At 70.3% G+C, this 14,904-nt stretch carries 14 protein-coding genes; 8 read left to right on the top strand and 6 right to left on the bottom strand.

What is annotated here, in order from left to right:
• Positions 1–263: 263 nt before the first annotated feature.
• Positions 264–959 (top strand): DUF5819 family protein, encoded by a 696-nt coding sequence (locus ACWFQ8_RS12420; protein WP_453786147.1) that lies wholly within the window; start codon positions 264–266, stop codon positions 957–959.
• A 55-nt stretch (positions 960–1,014) separates the two neighbouring features.
• Complete coding sequence (locus ACWFQ8_RS12415) at positions 1,015–2,025, top strand: HTTM domain-containing protein (protein ID WP_453786215.1); 1,011 nt, start codon at positions 1,015–1,017, stop codon at positions 2,023–2,025.
• A 184-nt stretch (positions 2,026–2,209) separates the two neighbouring features.
• Here the strand turns inward: ACWFQ8_RS12415 and ACWFQ8_RS12410 are convergent, their stop codons facing one another.
• Positions 2,210–2,413 carry a cold-shock protein gene (locus tag ACWFQ8_RS12410; RefSeq protein WP_065965692.1) on the bottom strand — a complete coding sequence of 68 codons (204 nt, stop codon included), beginning with the start codon at positions 2,411–2,413 and terminating at the stop codon, positions 2,210–2,212.
• A 2,093-nt stretch (positions 2,414–4,506) separates the two neighbouring features.
• Here ACWFQ8_RS12410 and ACWFQ8_RS12405 point away from each other — a divergent pair.
• From ACWFQ8_RS12405 to ACWFQ8_RS12390, 4 genes are all read left to right on the top strand, one after another.
• Entirely contained in the window at positions 4,507–4,725 is a 219-nt protein-coding gene (locus ACWFQ8_RS12405) for a hypothetical protein (RefSeq protein WP_453786146.1), read from the top strand.
• On the top strand, positions 4,706–5,620 hold the full coding sequence (locus ACWFQ8_RS12400) for a hypothetical protein (RefSeq protein WP_453786145.1): 915 nt from the start codon (positions 4,706–4,708) through the stop codon (positions 5,618–5,620). The genes ACWFQ8_RS12405 and ACWFQ8_RS12400 overlap by 20 nt, the downstream gene beginning before the upstream one ends.
• A 628-nt stretch (positions 5,621–6,248) precedes the next feature.
• Positions 6,249–6,506 carry a hypothetical protein gene (locus ACWFQ8_RS12395; RefSeq protein ID WP_453786144.1) on the top strand — a complete coding sequence of 86 codons (258 nt, stop codon included), beginning with the start codon at positions 6,249–6,251 and terminating at the stop codon, positions 6,504–6,506.
• Positions 6,431–7,267, top strand: a complete 837-nt coding sequence (locus tag ACWFQ8_RS12390) for a cold-shock protein (protein WP_453786143.1) — start codon at positions 6,431–6,433, stop codon at positions 7,265–7,267. Before ACWFQ8_RS12395 ends, ACWFQ8_RS12390 begins: the two co-directional genes overlap by 76 nt.
• Here ACWFQ8_RS12390 and ACWFQ8_RS12385 read toward each other — a convergent pair.
• The 4 genes from ACWFQ8_RS12385 to ACWFQ8_RS12370 all read right to left on the bottom strand — a co-directional run bounded on the left by ACWFQ8_RS12385 (position 7,264) and on the right by ACWFQ8_RS12370 (position 10,608).
• Complete coding sequence (locus ACWFQ8_RS12385) at positions 7,264–7,902, bottom strand: hypothetical protein (RefSeq protein ID WP_453786142.1); 639 nt, start codon at positions 7,900–7,902, stop codon at positions 7,264–7,266. The genes ACWFQ8_RS12390 and ACWFQ8_RS12385 overlap by 4 nt on opposite strands.
• 119 nt (positions 7,903–8,021) lie before the next feature.
• Entirely contained in the window at positions 8,022–8,663 is a 642-nt protein-coding gene (locus ACWFQ8_RS12380; RefSeq protein ID WP_453786141.1) for a flavin reductase family protein, read from the bottom strand.
• Positions 8,664–8,891: 228 nt separating this feature from the next.
• Positions 8,892–9,515: a ricin-type beta-trefoil lectin domain protein gene (locus ACWFQ8_RS12375; protein ID WP_453786140.1), complete on the bottom strand. Its 624-nt coding sequence runs from the start codon at positions 9,513–9,515 to the stop codon at positions 8,892–8,894.
• 214 nt (positions 9,516–9,729) lie between these two features.
• On the bottom strand, positions 9,730–10,608 hold the full coding sequence (locus ACWFQ8_RS12370; protein WP_453786139.1) for an alpha/beta fold hydrolase: 879 nt from the start codon (positions 10,606–10,608) through the stop codon (positions 9,730–9,732).
• A gap of 113 nt (positions 10,609–10,721) precedes the next feature.
• Here ACWFQ8_RS12370 and ACWFQ8_RS12365 point away from each other — a divergent pair, with 113 nt between their 5' ends.
• Positions 10,722–12,710: a BTAD domain-containing putative transcriptional regulator gene (locus ACWFQ8_RS12365; RefSeq protein WP_453786138.1), complete on the top strand. Its 1,989-nt coding sequence runs from the start codon at positions 10,722–10,724 to the stop codon at positions 12,708–12,710.
• A 20-nt stretch (positions 12,711–12,730) separates the two neighbouring features.
• Positions 12,731–14,239, top strand: coding sequence for an NAD(P)/FAD-dependent oxidoreductase (locus ACWFQ8_RS12360; RefSeq protein WP_453786137.1), 1,509 nt, complete (start codon positions 12,731–12,733; stop codon positions 14,237–14,239).
• A gap of 117 nt (positions 14,240–14,356) precedes the next feature.
• On the opposite strand, the gene ACWFQ8_RS12355 is transcribed toward ACWFQ8_RS12360, so the two are convergent.
• Entirely contained in the window at positions 14,357–14,893 is a 537-nt protein-coding gene (locus ACWFQ8_RS12355) for a MarR family winged helix-turn-helix transcriptional regulator (RefSeq protein ID WP_453786136.1), read from the bottom strand.
• Between the last annotated feature and the right edge of the window lie 11 nt (positions 14,894–14,904).

Raw genomic sequence — 14,904 nt, 5'->3', positions numbered from 1 at the left:
CGTAGGCCGCACGGCGGGCCGGCGTAGGCCGCACGGCGGGCCGGCGTAGGCCGCACGGCGGGCCGGCGTAGGCCGCACGGCGGGCCGGCGTAGGCCGCACGGCGGGCCGGCGTAGGCCGTAGGACGGGCCGGCTGTCGGGGCAGCCGGCCCGCCTTGCACCAGTGGGACGTACGGCGCGCGGAAGCCGAACGGAATGCATACACGAGCGATCGCGACGGAAAGGCCGGGTGGGGCCGTGCTGGGTGCTGCCGAGTCAGCCGATGTGAAGGAACCGGAGCACTCCGAGGCCGCGCCGGCCACCGGAGGCGGAAGCGGCGGGCCGCACACCTCCGGGAGCAGTGGGCCCGGGACGCACGGTCCGCTGCGAGCGGGGTCCGCGGTCGCGGTCGTCCTGTGCCTGGCAACGGCGCTGGTCCATGTCCTCCTGGTGTTCCTGCACGGGGCGCCACCGAACGCGGTCTCGCAGCTGTACAGCCGGCCGATCAACGCGTGGGTACATCCCCTGTTCGAACAGAACTGGCGGCCATTCGCCCCGGACCCGGAGTCGACCAACCGGCAGATCTCCGCGAGGACCGGGCGGACAGCACCCGACGGCACCGTGGAGGTGAGCGGTTGGTTCGACCTGAGCGCCGTGGACACATCCGCCGTCGAGCACTACCCCTTCCCCAGCCAGACGGCGCAGAACACGCTGCGCAGGGCCTGGAGTTCCTACCTCGGAGCCTTCGGCGGTGGCGACGAGCCGCGATCGGAGCGGGCCGTGATGATGCGGACGTACCTGCGCAACATCGCGGCGGAACGCGTCGCCACCCACCGTGGCGGCCCTTTCGACTCCATCCAGCTGCGCGTGACCACGTTCCCCGTCCCTCCCCCGAACGCATCCGCCGACATGCACCGGGCCGTGCCCAACGACACCCGCCACCTGCCCTGGTGGGAGGTGGCACCCCGTGGAACGGACTGAACCGGCACCCGCGGCCGCGGCCCCCCGCCCAGCGGGCCAGTACGCGCTCGACCGCATGGGCGTGCTCCTCACCCTGCTGACGGAGCGACCGGTCTCCCTGTACGCCGCGGCGGTCCTGCGCATCGGGTACGGGCTGCTCCACCTCGTCTTCCTCCTGCGCGAGTTCCCGCACCGCGACGAGATCTGGGGTCCGGGCTCACCGTGGACGCCCGCGTTGGCGGAGCAGCTCTTCGACGAGACCGGGTGGGCCGGCGTCCTCACGCTGTCCGACAGCCGCGTGTACTTCGAGGTCTGCTGCGCGGCGGCCCTCGTCACGTCCGCGCTCTTCATGCTGGGCTGGCGGACCAGGGCCATGTCCGTGCTGTTCGCGGTCGTGGTCGCCTCCTTCCACGCCCGGGCGATCTTCATGACGGACGGAGGCGACAACCTCGTCCTGCTCATGTCCGTGTACCTCGTCTTCACCGCGTGCGGCCGACGCTGGTCCCTGGACGCGCGCAGGAAGAAGGTTCCGGCGGCGGACGGCATCCTGCCCGCGGGCCGGCTCCACGAGTTCCGCCGAACCTTGGTCAACGTGCTGCACAACTGCGGCATGTTCGTCATCGCCGCCCAGGTCTGCTTCCTCTACGGATCCGCGGGGCTGTACAAGGTGCAGGGCGGCTCGTGGGGCGATGGCACCGCACTCCACTACGTGCTGAGCCTCGAACTGTTCCGGCCGTGGCCCGCGCTGTCCCTGATGCTGGACGCGCACCCGGTCGCCATGGCCATCGCCGGCTACCTGACGGTGCTGCTCCAGGTCGCCTTCCCGTTCCTCCTGTTCGGCAGGCTCAAGTACCCCGTACTGATCATGCTGGTGGGCCTGCACCTGGGGATCGCGGTCGTGCTGGGACTGCCGCTCTTCTCCGGCGTGATGATCGTCGCGGATGCCGTGTTCCTGCCGGACCGCTTCTACCGGTCCTTGAGCGGGCTGGTGCCTCGAAGGACCCGGCCGTCGCGCCTGTGGGAGACGCGGGCTCCGGTCCGCGGGGAAGCCGCCCTCGTGCCGGCCCAGCCCGGTCCGGGCGGCTGAGATCCTGTCCCGAGTCAGATGCCCCTCGCCACGCCATGAGGGCCGCGCGCAGGCGCGCGGCCCTCATGGCGTGCGTGTCCGTTCCCGCCGAGGCGCCGGCCCGGCCTCCGTTGTCCGGTTCACCCGCTACCGGACGGCCGGGAAACCGAGCCGACCCTGGTGCCTGACGGCGGGGCGGGGCGGGTCAGGCCAGGTTGATGTTCTCGGCCTGGGGGCCCTTCTGGCCCTGGGTGACGTCGAACGTCACGGCCTGGCCTTCCTGGAGCTCACGGAAGCCCGAGGAGTTGATCGCCGAGTAGTGGGCGAAGACGTCCGGGCCGCCGCCGTCCTGGGCGATGAAGCCGAAGCCCTTCTCCGCGTTGAACCACTTCACAGTTCCCGTAGCCATGTCTCATGCCTTCCAGTCGATGGACGCCTCCCGCAACGTGCGGAAGGCGGAGGTGATCGCCCTGGTTCCTGCGGCACAGCACAGCAAAACACCCACGCCGGAGACGGGGGCAAGGGAACTTCCGAACCACGACAGCTGACCCAGACGGTACACGTCCGCACACCCCGTCACCAGAGAAAACGACCGTGTGCCACACCCCGGCACGTGTCCGGGGGCCCGGCGGTGCCCGGCGCTGCCCGGCGGTGCGGCGGGCGCGAGAACGGTCGCACGCTCGGCCGCCCGCCGGTTGCGCCACCCGAGCGGGGACCGGCAGCCGTACCGGCCCGCGGGGGTCCACCTGCGTACGCGGACGGCAGAGGTGCGCGAACACCGCCTCAGGCTCCCCCGTAGTCACCGGGCCCGGACCGCCCGCGGGGCTCGGTATCGCCGAGAGACCGGCACCATGAGCATTCGCGGTGGTCGCTCGAAATGCCCACGGGAGGAGGCAGGGACAGGGAGAAGCCCGCCCTGTATTCATCCCGCATCGCCGGTATCGGGCTCGTGATGGGGCGGGGCGGGCCTGTTCCGTCCGCGAAGCCTGCGTCAGCCATGCGTCGGGTGACCCGCATCAACGCCGCCCGCACCCTGCATGCCGCTCGTGTTGCCGCCGACCACGGGCCGCGAGCGGTCGGGTCACTCCTGGGGGACATCCTCACGCATCCCTTCTCGCGCACCGTGCCCGGCTGCCTGGGGCTCCGGTCGTTCTGTCGGACGGGAAACCCCGCGGTACGCCCGCGGGGAGCGGGGCCTGCTGCCGCGCGCCCCGGGGAGGGGGCGATCCATGTCGGTTGCCGAGGTGGATTTCTACAACAATATACGGATGATAATTCTTTCGATTCAGGTATGTCTCAACCTCCTTTCAACGTCCGGCGCAGAGTTCCGTGTATCCACCAGGAATAGGAGAGGCCACCGACGTCAGCATGCCTCATTCAGCAGCCGGAATCGGGCCATGCGTAGATTGCCAGGACTTTTGCGCAGCTTCACCAGTGTCCGAATTGCCGGGGTTTCCATGCGCGTGGCAAGGTACGAATTAATTGCCGGGGTTTTTCAGCGATATCAGCGCTCTTTCGACCTGATGTGCTCGACGAGAGCGTTGACCCAGCGACGCGCTGGGGTGCGGAAAGGGATGGCGCACCGGTGTGGGCGCTCCGCCCTAACGGTCCGGCGTGCAGGGTGGCCAACACGGCTCATGTGCGACTCGGAGCGGCTCCGCACCTGGACGAGGGGGGATGCCGACCGGCTTCTCCCCCAGCCATGGCGGCGCCGCGACTGCCGGACCAGAGAGCCGGACGGCGTCTACATGGAGGGACAGAACCTGCCTGAAACGTTGCTGGCGCCTCAGTTCAAGGGCGTCCACGCGCCAGAGCCGGCCGGTCCCGGATGACGTCAGTGCGGTGCAACTTGTGCCCAGTGCGGCACAAATCAGCACGATCCACAGGAGGATGCCTCCCACAGCTGATCCTTTCAAAGGCTGAGGTTCGAGGGGCCTGCGCCGAGCGCGGGGCCCTGGGGACCCTCGGCATAACGCAGAGGCATATGCGGAGTTGCGCCCTCTCCGCCGATTGCAGCAATGCGCAGCAATCTGCCCGGCGTCGGCATCTCGTTCTATTTACCGATGATCAGTCAGCAGCTGCGGCGGCCCGAGGAGGGGTGGGTCGGCGCGCCTCCGCGGCGACGGGGCCGTCCTCTGCTCCGTGGAAGGCAGAGTCAGCGGAGCCGGTGAATGGGGCTCAACGCTGAGCTGGCCAGGGATGACGCCCTGCGGCAGGAGCGGGCGACGCGCGTCTTGTCGCAGTTCATCGCCGCCCTTCCGGGTCGCGGGGCGGTGCGAAAAGGAGTGCGGGTGCTGCCCTTCTGGTTGGTTCGGAAAACCGAAAGGGGAGCGTCAACACATATTCGTCGACCACTATCACCCGGATGGCACACACCCAGACCAACATCGAGAGCGTTTAGGGAATATGACATCAGCAAAGCTCGCCGTCTCCCTCCGCACGACCGCGGAGGAAGACGGACGGGGAGACCCTCAGTCCCGGGCCACGCGGATCGGGAAGTGGATGTTCACTCCGCCCTCCACCGACTGTGGCGAGACCCGGAACGCAACGCTGGGACACGAAGATCTGGAAGAAATCGATCTTCGTTACTCCGCCTCGATCTTTGAGGACTTCCTCCATACGATGAACATGATCCAGATCGAGTTCGGCAGGCGATCGGGCACGATGGCGGCATCCGCAACGGCCCTCGGCGAGTGCTCCGGTGGCAGTTACCGTGTATGAGCCGTACGGATACCCGGGCATCCAGGGCTACCACGACCAGCCGGAGCCCTCCGCCTTCTGGGACTGGTCCGAGCACGTGCCGCACCCCTCCCCGGAACAACCGCTCGCCGGCCCCGGTGAGACGCATCGGGTGTGGGATCCGACGGAGGAACTCGCCATCCTCCTCCAGGAGAACACCCCACCCGAGCAACCGGACCCCTTCACCCGAGTCGCCTTCGACGGGCTCGGCACCACGGCAAGCGCCAGCGGGTTCGTCGCAGGGCTCAAGCAGACCCCTACCGCACGTCCGCCCGCACCGGCCTCCAGCAGACACCGCCGAAACCAATCGAAGTCGCCGGTTGCGACCCTGCTGCAAACGGGCAGTCTGTTCACCGCCGTGCTGGTCGCCGCCATCGCCGCCGTGGTGAGCATCCTCAGCGGCCTGGCCATCTGCGACGCCCTGCGCCACAGCGCCGCACCCCACACGGCCCGGGAAGTGGTCAGTTGGTGGCCCCTGCTGATCTACGGCCCCTGGATGGTCGCCTCGCTGTCCATCCTCAGATCCGCCCTGCACCGGCGCCGGGCGCTCCATTCCTGGGCCATCGTCCTGTTGTTCTCCACCCTGGCCACACTCCTGTGCGTAGCCCAGGCACCCAGAACCGTGGCCGCCGGGGCAGCGTCGGCCCTTCCCGCCGTCGCGGCGCTGGCCTGCTTCCAACAGCTGGTTCGGCAGATCACCCTCACGCGACCTCCGCGCCAATCCGCTCCACGCCACGGAAACCCGGCAGCCTCCGCGCCCGCCCAGCTCAGACAGACGGCTGCCGCCAGACACAACCAGGACAGGATCCCTCCCGGCTACCCAGCGGCAGACACCAGAGCTGTCCACTCCCCGTCCCACGGCCACCGGTTCGGGTAAGCCGCATAACGGTCGTACGGGTGCGCCGGCGCCACTCGTGGCCGGTGAGCTCCCGCAGGAGGGCCGGGGGCCGGTGCGCACCGTGGGCGCGGTCCGGCCGATCGACCGTCGTGCGATCGCCGGAAACGGCCCGGCGCCCGAGCGGGGGAGCGGGAATCGCAGCCGAGCGTCCCCGCCGAGACGGCGCTGTCGGACCACGACGGAAGAGGGGACCTCTCTCGGGCGGCCACCACGGAGAGCAGAGGCGGTAGCAGCCACTGACTCCCTGGCCAATCCGGTCCTTCCCACACGTCAAAGGGGCGCTCGCCTGCACCTTTGAAACGAAGATCGAAACCGATAGTCACGGCCCGTGCGCAGACTCAACCCGACGGCTTGCCCACCCTTGCCCTGGCGCGAGTCGAGCCCGGCCCCGGCCACCGCGATGCGGTCCGGACGGGCAGCCCCGCACACCCGGCGTCCGGTCGCCGCGGCACACCTGAGCACGCCGACGGCCGTCACGCCTTGCCCGGTACGGAGGGCATGTGCTCCTGCGGCGTGCGGACCTGCCGCTCGCCGAACCGCATGCCCCGCGCGTTCCGACGCGCGCGACCCACACCCACGTCTACGTTCAACACGAGAGGCCAGCAACATGGCGTACGAGATGACCCACGCCGACCGAATGCGGTACAAGCGGTGCCAGGACGCCGCCTACCTGGCCGGCGAAGATGCCGTCACGAACCTGAAGGCGGCGCTCGCGCTCGCAGGCATGACCCTTCCCTCCCTGAGCAACGACGGGCCGGTGGCAGGCCACGGCTTCGTGCGACTCGGCGGATGCAACGCGGCCTTCGCCAACCGGCTCGCGGAGGTCGTCGCCGCAGGCGCCCGTGCCCTGCAGCACCAACGGTGACATGCCCGGCGGTGCACCTCGCAGTTCCAGGGGCGGACGGTTCACGAAGCCGGCCGGGGCCTGATCCGGCTTCGCCGGCGCCGTCCGATGTCGGAGCGTGGTCACCCAGCAGTCCGCTCCGGGGGGGGAAGCGCTGCCCCGTTCCCGCGGACGCGCGGGACGCCATCCGCAGGGGCCGTCCGGAGTACCGGACGGCCCCTGCGGCACGATGGCAAGCGTCGCTGATCCCTGCGTTCGTTCCTCACCGTCCTGCGCCCAACCCCGGCAGCGGTGGGACACGCCGCTACGGCGCGTTGTACGCGGTACGCGCCGATCCGCTGCAGTCACGCGGGGGTCCACTGCTGCACGCCCCTGCTCACGCCCTTCCCACCGGTGGACCGTCAGGCGGACAGTGTCGGCTTCCGTACCCGACGGAGCGGGAAGGGGGAAACATGGCGCCCTGCGGTGTCGTGAAGTGGTTCGACCCCGAGCGGGGCATCGGCCTCATCAGCCAGGAGGGTGCTGCACCTGACGTCCAGGCAGAAGCTTCGGCCTGTCACGGTGGGGACGGCCTGCGCCAGGGTGAGGAGGTCTTCTTCGACGTCACCCTGGACAGTGCGGGACTACGGGCCGACAACATCCGCCGCCGGCCCCGCAGACAGATCCAGCCCCCAACCCGATCCGGCGGCCCGGGCCCTGATCGGACGGCACAAGACCTCTGCGCGAGCCTGGCCAGCGGGCGGTGGGCGCGGCGTCCGTCCGGACTCGGTCAAAAAGACTAGGGGCAGGTCTCTTCCGTCTTGGCGACAGTGAAGGCAACCGGCTGCCCGATGAGCGCCGCTCCGGCCTTCGGGTCCTGGGCGCACACCTTCCAGTTCGATTCCTGGAGGACCATGCGGCTCTGCACCGCGTCCTTCACGGTGATGCTCGCGTTGGCGGGCAGGGCGCCACGGACGGCCTTCATGCCCTGGCCGACGAAGTTCGGCATGGTGGTCCCGGCGGGCTTCGGCGCCGGCGCCTCAGCCGCGGGGCAGGTCTCTTCGAGCTTGACCGCGCCGAAGTCGACGGCGGTGCCGGTGTCGATGCTCGCGCCGGGGGCGGGCGTCTGCGAGCACACCTTCCAGTTCCGATCGAAGGCCTGGAGCCGTTCGCGGCCGAGCGCGTCGTGGGACTTCAGGGTGAGGAAGCCCGCGGCCTGCGCCTCGTCCTGAGCCGCTTGGAGGCCTTTGCCCACGAGGTCGGGGAGGTGTGCGGCCTTCGTGGCCGGCTTGCTGCTCACGGGCGCGGGCGGGGTGGTGGGTGCCGCGCTCGGGCCCCCGGCGGGCTTGTCCGGAGCGGGGGCGCTCTGCGGGGTGCAGGCGGTGAGGGCGAGGGCGGCGACTGCCGCGAGCAGGGCGGCGGTGTGGTGTGTGCGCATCGCGCCATGTTCGCCGTAGTGGAACCGCTGTGTGGGTGCTGTGACCGGTCTGTGACGCACGAGGCCTTGGACGGCGGCCGGTTCGAAAATCCGGGGGTTGGGGGCGCCCGGCCACCTGTTCACACAGCCGCCGGCGACGGGAGCTGGTGCGGCATGTTCCAGCCCTCGGCGAGCCTTGACGGGTGGACATTGTGCCCACCGCCGAAGAACTCGCAGAACTTCATGATCAACGGGTCCCAGCCGAGCGGGTCCACGTAGTGCGTCCCCGGGATGATCAGCCCCTCCTCGACATGAGCGCGCAGAACCTCGACCTCGAAGGCGGTGGCGTCCGGCGTGGGACCGCCGAAGGAGTGGGCCGAGACCACCTTGCACTCCAACTGGACCGGGCATTGCGCGACCCGCGGGGCACGGACCACGTCCGATGCCTGCTCCGTCAGCTGCGCCGCCGAGAACTTGTCCGGCTCGTACCGGTAGCCCTGCTTCACCTTGTAGTCCGGCACGACCGGCTTCCCGGTCGTGAGCGCGAGCCGGTCGACGGCGTCGACCATCGCCGACGAGGGCAGGTTGAGCACGCACTCGCCCTCCCGCAGGAGGTTCGCGGTGGTCCGGGCGTCGTTGCCGAGACCGAGCATGCAGGACTGGCCCAGCCACCAGGCCGAGGACATCGGCGCGAGGTTGGCCGTACCGTCCTCGTTGAGTGAGCTGATCAGCACCACCGGAGTTCCGAAGTACATGACTTTGAGCCCGGGGACGACGTGCATCCGTGTGCCTTTCGTGGAGTGTCGGACGGACGAGCCCGCGATCAGCAACACGAGCCGTCGTCGACTCTGTCGTGAGCGAGACACCCACGCTGGCGGAAATACGACGTCGCGTTCAGGACGCCTCCGGCGGACCCATCGGAGTGGAGACCTGTCCGAGGGAGCCGGCACCGGCCCGACATCCAGCGGGGTCTGACAGCCGAACGGCTGCCAGACCCCTTCGGCTGCCGGCTACTCGTTCGTGAACGACCCCACAACCCAGCGCTGCGACGTCGCCTCTTCCTTGCAGTCCTTGGCCGCGACCTCGGCCGTCCCGCGGCCGGTGGCACTGCCGATGGTCAGGCACTTCTTGGTCTTGAAGTTCTGAATCCGCACCTGGTCACGGAAAGGACCGGGGGCCTTCACGGCGAGCTTGTGCGCCCACTTCTGCGCATCCTTTCCGGTGACGCACGTCGCGATGAAGACATTCCCGCTGTTGTCGCTCTCCAGGCAGCGCAGGTTGTCACCTGAACTGGCCCCCCTGGAAATGATCTTGTCGCGGAGGAAGTTCCACGACTGGACGTTCTCGTTCACGCCCGGGATCCTCGCGAAGACCTCGCCCTTGCCACTGGGGCCCACTCCTCCCGCGGTGAGCGAAAGGCCGGACTGGGCGTTCGTGTAGCTCCTCGTGACCCCCACCTTCTGGGCCGTGGTCCGCAGCGTCTCCCCCTTCTCGCTGTCGGGCTTGGAATCCGCGAGAGCGGGAACGGCGATCGTCGCTCCCGCGATCACGGCTGCCGTCGCGCCGAGAATCGCCCACCGCCTCGCGCGTCGGGGCGGCTGAGGCCCCGTCCGCTCGACCTGCACATCAGTCATGAACTCTCCTGTGCTCGTGTTTGGTCTACCTGGGCGGCAAGGATTCGCGTGCCTGCCTCCGTTCATGGACAACGGGCGCTGCGCGGATCGGTTCAAGGCCCGGAACCGGATTCGGCGCCGACTCCCCGACCGCCCGCCGGCCCGCCGGCCCGCCGGCCCGGAAGAGGGACCGAGCCGAAGGTCATCGGGGCTGGTGCGCGGCGAAGCCGGTCGTTCAGCGGCTGAGGAGCGTCCGTATCGCCCCGGCGATCTCAGAGGGCTTCTCCTCGGCCATGAAGTGACCGGAGGTGACCGTCCGGTGCTCCAGGTCGGACGCCCAGGAGCCCCACAGGGCAGCCGCGTCGAAGCCGAGGAAGGCGCCCCAGTCCTGCTGGAGGACGGCGACCGGCATCGTCAGCCGGCTTCCGGCCGCACGGTCCGCCCTGTCGTGCTCGATGTCGATACCCGCGGAAGCGCGGTAGTCGGCGACGATCGAGGGCACCGCGCCCCGGCAGGCATCCAGGTATGAGGCGCGGACGTCGGCGGGGATCGCCTGCGGGTCGTTGGTCCAGATGTCGAGGAAGTGGCCGAAGAAGGCGTCCGGGCTCGCCGCGATCATCTGCTCGGGCAGGCCGGGCGGCTGGGCCATCAGGTAGAGGTGGAAGCCGACCGCCGCGCTGACACCGTGCAGCACCTCCCACATGTCCAGGGTGGGCAGCACGTCCAGACAGGCGAGGTGAGTGATCTTGTCCGGGTGGTCGAGTCCGGCGCGGAAGGCCACCAGGGCTCCGCGGTCATGGCCGGCCAACGCGAATCGGTCATGGCCGAGGGCGCCGGCCAGGGCCACTACGTCGGCTGCCATGGTGCGCTTGGCGTAGACGGTGCCGTCGGTCTCGACGGGCTTGTCACTGTCGCCGTAGCCCCGCAGATCGGGGCAGATCACGGTGTGGTCGCGCGCGAGATCGGAGGCCACGTGCCGCCACATCAGATGGGTCTGCGGGAAACCGTGCAGCAGCACGATCGGGGTACCGGAGCCGACGACGGCGGCGCTCAGGGACACCCCGTCGGCGACCTCGATCCGCTGGTAGTCGAACGTGCTGGTGGGAGCGGCCATGAGTCGCTTCTTTCCGTGGACGGGCTGGTGTCTCCACCCTGGAGGCCGCGGATGAGCATCCGATGAGCGACCTATAACGTGGCACCGGAGGCGAGCGGGAAAGGCAGTCAGGTGTGAACGTCACGTTCGGGATACTCGGTCCGGTGACGGCCTGGGACGACGAAGGGGGCCCGATCGCCCTGAAGGGCCCGCGGCACCGCGCCGTACTGGCCCGGCTGATCGTCGCCCGGGGCCGGGTCGTCCCCGTCACCCGCCTGGTGACGGATCTGTGGGAAGTGCCTCCCGCGGACGCGGTCGGTGCTGTGCGTACGTTCGTCTCCGCGCTGCGGCGAGTCCTGGAGCCGCAGCGTCGGCCCCGTACGCCGGCTCGCCTCCTGGTCACCGATGGTCCTGGCTACGCGCTGCGCGCCGCGCGCGGCTCCGTGGACGGCTGGCGTTTCGAGCAGGCGGTCGACGCCGCCCGCACACTGCCGCCGCAGCAGGCGCTCGACCGGCTCACGGAGGCTCTGGGCTCCTGGCGGGGCCCCGCCCTCGCGGATTTCCCCGAAGAGGCATGGGCCCGCACCGAGCGTTCCCGCCTCGGCGAGCTGAGGCTGCACGCCCTGGAGCGCCGGGCGGATGTCCGCCTGTCCCTCGGTCGCGCCGCGGAGGCCATCGCGGATCTGGACGCGCACGTGGCCGAGCACCCCTGGCGCGAAGACGCCTGGCGACTCCTGGCACTCGCGCTGTACCGCACGGGCCGCCAGGGCGACGCGCTCGCGGTGCTGCGCCGGGCACGAAGGTTGCTGGTCGAGCAACTGGGCGTGGATCCCGGCCCGGTACTGCGCCGCCTGGAGGCGGACATCCTCGCCCAGGAGCGCCACCTCGACCCGGTTCCCGGGCCGACCCCTTCGGCGGACACCGTATGGGCGGAGGCATCGGCCGCCTACGACCGCACGCTGGCGTCCGGCGCGCGGGCACGGCTGGAGTCGACCGTCGGCCTGCTGCGCGATCTCGCCGTGACGGGTGGCGGCGGCCTTGAGGTGGCCCGTCGGCACCGCGCGGCCGTCATCGCGGCGGCCGAAGAGCTGGGGGACTCGGATCTGACCGCACGCGTGATCGGCGCCTACGACGTTCCGGCCGTCTGGACACGGGTCGACGACCCCCGGCATGCGGCGGGTGTCGTGGCGGCGGCTGAGCGCACCTTGAAGACCCTTCGACCCGGCGGACAGGACGCGGCACGTGCCCGGTTGCTGGCCACGATCGCCCTGGAGTCACGCGCGAGCGCTTCGGCTCGCGGGCTGCAGGCGGCCCGGCAGGCCGAGCAGATCGCCCGTCACCTGAACGACCCCGCTCTCCTGGCGTTCGCGCTCAACGGCGTCTTCATGCAGACCTTCCACCGGGCGGGCCTGTCTGCGCGCCGCGACCGGATCGGCGCGGAACTGATCACCTTGTCCGCGAGGCACGGGATGGTCACGTACGAGGTGCTCGGGCACCTCATACGCCTCCAGGCACGCAGCGCCGTGGCCGACTTCCCCGGAGCGGATCGGCACGCGACCGCGGTGGACCGCCTGGCCGAGCGGAACGAGCTGCCATTGGCGGGAGTGTTCACCCAGTGGTACCGGGCGCTGCGAGGCGCCGCGACCGGCCCGGCGCCCGAGGCGGAAGCTGCCTATCGGGAGGCAGCGGCCCGGCTCGACGGCGTCGGCATGCCCGGTCTGGAACACGGGCTTCTGCCACTGGCCCTGCTGTGCTTGCGGATGCGACACGGGCCGTACCCGCGGGAAGCGCAGTACGCCCGGATCGACGCACAGGCCGACTGGGGGCCGCACGAGCCATGGGTGGCTCCCCTGCTCCTGATCGCCCAAGGCCGACGGGACGAGGCCACGGCGGTTCTGCGCAAACTCCCGGATCCTCCCCAGGGCCTGCTGTCCGAGGCGCTGTGGTCCCTGGTGGCGCGAGCGGCGCTGGCCGTGTCGGACCGGGCCACGATGGAGCGCGCTCACACCGCGCTCTCGCCCGCCGGGACGGAGCTCGCCGGAGCCGCCAGCGGTCTGCTCACCAGCGGCCCCGTCGCGGTGTACCTCCACGAGCTCGCTGTCTCGCTCCGACAAGCCGATTGAGCAGTAAAGCGGGCTGGTAGGTGAGCACTCCTCCGGCGGATGGTGGGGCATCTTCCCCAACGCAAGGAGTTCCCATGGCCAACGTGGTAATCATCGGGTCGGGCCCGGTCGGCCTCACCGCCTCGATGCTTCTCGCCGCGGACGGACACGTCGTCACCGTGCTCGACCGCGACCCCACTGCCGGGCGAACGGTCGAGGCGACGGTCGACGGCGACTGGCGTCGGCCCGGCGTCAAGCAGTTCGGGCACACCCACATCCTCATGCCCGGCGGCCTCCTCCTCCTGGAAAAGGAGCTGCCGGCCGCCGTCGACCGCATACGCGAGGCGGGTGGCAACACTTACAACATGATCTCCGGTGCCTGGAGGGTGCCGGGTGCGGGCCCGCGGCAGGCGGGGGACGAACGATTCGAGACCGTCACTGCCCGGCGGCCGGTCCTGGAGGCCGCGCTCCTCGCCACCGCCACCGATACGCCTGGAGTGCGCATCCTCGGCGGGACCAGGGTGGTGTCCTTGCTCGTCGGAGAGTCCCGGACGTCCGGCCGCCCGCACATCGTCGGCGTCATGACCGAATCCGGAGTGTGCATCGAGGCGGACCTCGTCGTCGATGCGTCCGGGCGGCGGACGCAGCTGCCCGACCTGCTCGCACAGGTGGGTGTCGAGCCCGAAGTCGTCCGCGAGGAAGCGGCCTTCCGCTACTACACGCGCTACTTCCGCGCCGATGAGCGGGGGGTGCCGGCCCCCCGACCCTGGCCCCTCTCCCATCACAACAGCATTTCCGTCGTCACCGCGCCGGGAGACGGCGACACGTGGTCGACGACGCTGGTCACCTCGGACCGGGACCAAGAGCTCCGTCCGCTGAGTCACGTGGACGTGTGGGACCGTGTGCTGGCGCTCTATCCCGAGGCCGCCCCTTGGAACGACGGCATCCCGTTGACCGATGTCCATGTCATGGGCGGGACCCACAACACCCGGCGTGGCCTGGTCGTCGACGGGCAGCCGATCACCACGGGCATCGTCGCGATCGGGGACGCGCGGATGACGACCAACCCGCAGTTCGGTATGGGCATGACGACGGGGCTGCGCCACGCGGTGCTGCTGCGTGACGTGCTGCGCCTGCTCGGCACGTCCGATGCCGTCGAGCTCGCCCTGCGCGTCGGCCGGGAGATCGACGACGAATGCGGGGCCATGTGGGAGGAAGACGCCCATTGGAGCAGGCACCGCATCGCGGAGATCGATGCCGAGATACGGGGCGAGCGCTACGCGACGGACGATCCGGCCTGGGCACTGCGCACAGCCGTCGACTCCGTCCTTCTGAAGGACCCTGAGATCCTGCGCGCGATGGGTGACGTCGGCTCCATGCTGGCATCCGCGGACGAGGCCTTCATGAAGAGCGGCCTGGTGGACCGGGTCGTCACGCTCTCGGCAACGGCCCCCCGCTACAGCGCGCCGGGGCCGACCCGGGAGGAGATCCTCGCCGCGGTGCGCGACGGTCGGCGCGGCGGCTCCGTCTCGTCGGTTCTCCCCGGCTGAGCACCGCGTCGAAGCGGACTCGGGACATCCACGGGGTCGAATTCGAGCAGCCCCCTCAGCGGTCGGTCCCGGTGCCGCCTGCTTCCCGGCAGGCGGCGTCCCGGGCGCGAGGACGGGCTACTCGGGCGGGACCGCGCCCCGGGGGTGTCTCGGAGCGGTACGTCGGCCGCGGGCGGTGCTGTCCGGTTGCTGCCGCATGTGGTCGCGAACCCGGGTCATGATGCCGCCGAGCGCGTCGACGTCGTCGTCGGTGAGCGAGGCGAAGAGCAGGCGCCGGGTGACATCGATGTGACCGGGCAGGACACGGCCGACCCGGGCGAGGCCCTCCTCGGTGAGGGTGACCATCGTGGCGCGCTGGTCGTGGGGAGAAGGCCCGCGGGTGATCAAACCGGCCTTCTCCAGGAGTCCGGCCTGGTGGGTGAGCCCGGAGCGGCTGTAGACGACCCCGTCCGCGAGATCGGTCATGGTCAGCGGTCCACCGGCGTCGGCGAGGCGCGCGAGCAGCTGGAACTGGACGTAGCTGAGGGCGCCTTCCGTTTGCAGCTGCTGCTCGACAGCGCGCTGGAGCAGACTCACGGCCTCCATGAGCGCGAAGTACGTCCCGAGTTGCTCGGGCCGGAGCGCGCCGGCGCCAGGGGTGTTGTCGGGAGTCATCCCTCCATCAT

The sequence above is a fragment of the Streptomyces sp. NPDC055254 genome, from assembly GCF_053606025.1.
The sequence above is the reverse complement of the archived record's forward strand: the minus strand, read 5'-3'. Positions and strand labels throughout refer to the sequence as shown.

Excerpts from the sequence above, each read along its gene's own strand:
- ACWFQ8_RS12415 (WP_453786215.1), top strand. The coding sequence starts at position 1,015 with ATGGGCGTGCTCCTCACCCTGCTGACGGAGCGACCGGTCTCCCTGTAC.
- ACWFQ8_RS12410 (WP_065965692.1), bottom strand. The coding sequence starts at position 2,413 with ATGGCTACGGGAACTGTGAAGTGGTTCAACGCGGAGAAGGGCTTCGGC.
- ACWFQ8_RS12405 (WP_453786146.1), top strand. The coding sequence starts at position 4,507 with ATGTTCACTCCGCCCTCCACCGACTGTGGCGAGACCCGGAACGCAACG.
- ACWFQ8_RS12395 (WP_453786144.1), top strand. The coding sequence starts at position 6,249 with ATGGCGTACGAGATGACCCACGCCGACCGAATGCGGTACAAGCGGTGC.
- ACWFQ8_RS12390 (WP_453786143.1), top strand. The coding sequence starts at position 6,431 with ATGCAACGCGGCCTTCGCCAACCGGCTCGCGGAGGTCGTCGCCGCAGG.
- ACWFQ8_RS12385 (WP_453786142.1), bottom strand. The coding sequence starts at position 7,902 with ATGCGCACACACCACACCGCCGCCCTGCTCGCGGCAGTCGCCGCCCTC.
- ACWFQ8_RS12380 (WP_453786141.1), bottom strand. The coding sequence starts at position 8,663 with ATGCACGTCGTCCCCGGGCTCAAAGTCATGTACTTCGGAACTCCGGTG.
- ACWFQ8_RS12375 (WP_453786140.1), bottom strand. The coding sequence starts at position 9,515 with ATGACTGATGTGCAGGTCGAGCGGACGGGGCCTCAGCCGCCCCGACGC.
- ACWFQ8_RS12370 (WP_453786139.1), bottom strand. The coding sequence starts at position 10,608 with ATGGCCGCTCCCACCAGCACGTTCGACTACCAGCGGATCGAGGTCGCC.
- ACWFQ8_RS12355 (WP_453786136.1), bottom strand. The coding sequence starts at position 14,893 with ATGACTCCCGACAACACCCCTGGCGCCGGCGCGCTCCGGCCCGAGCAA.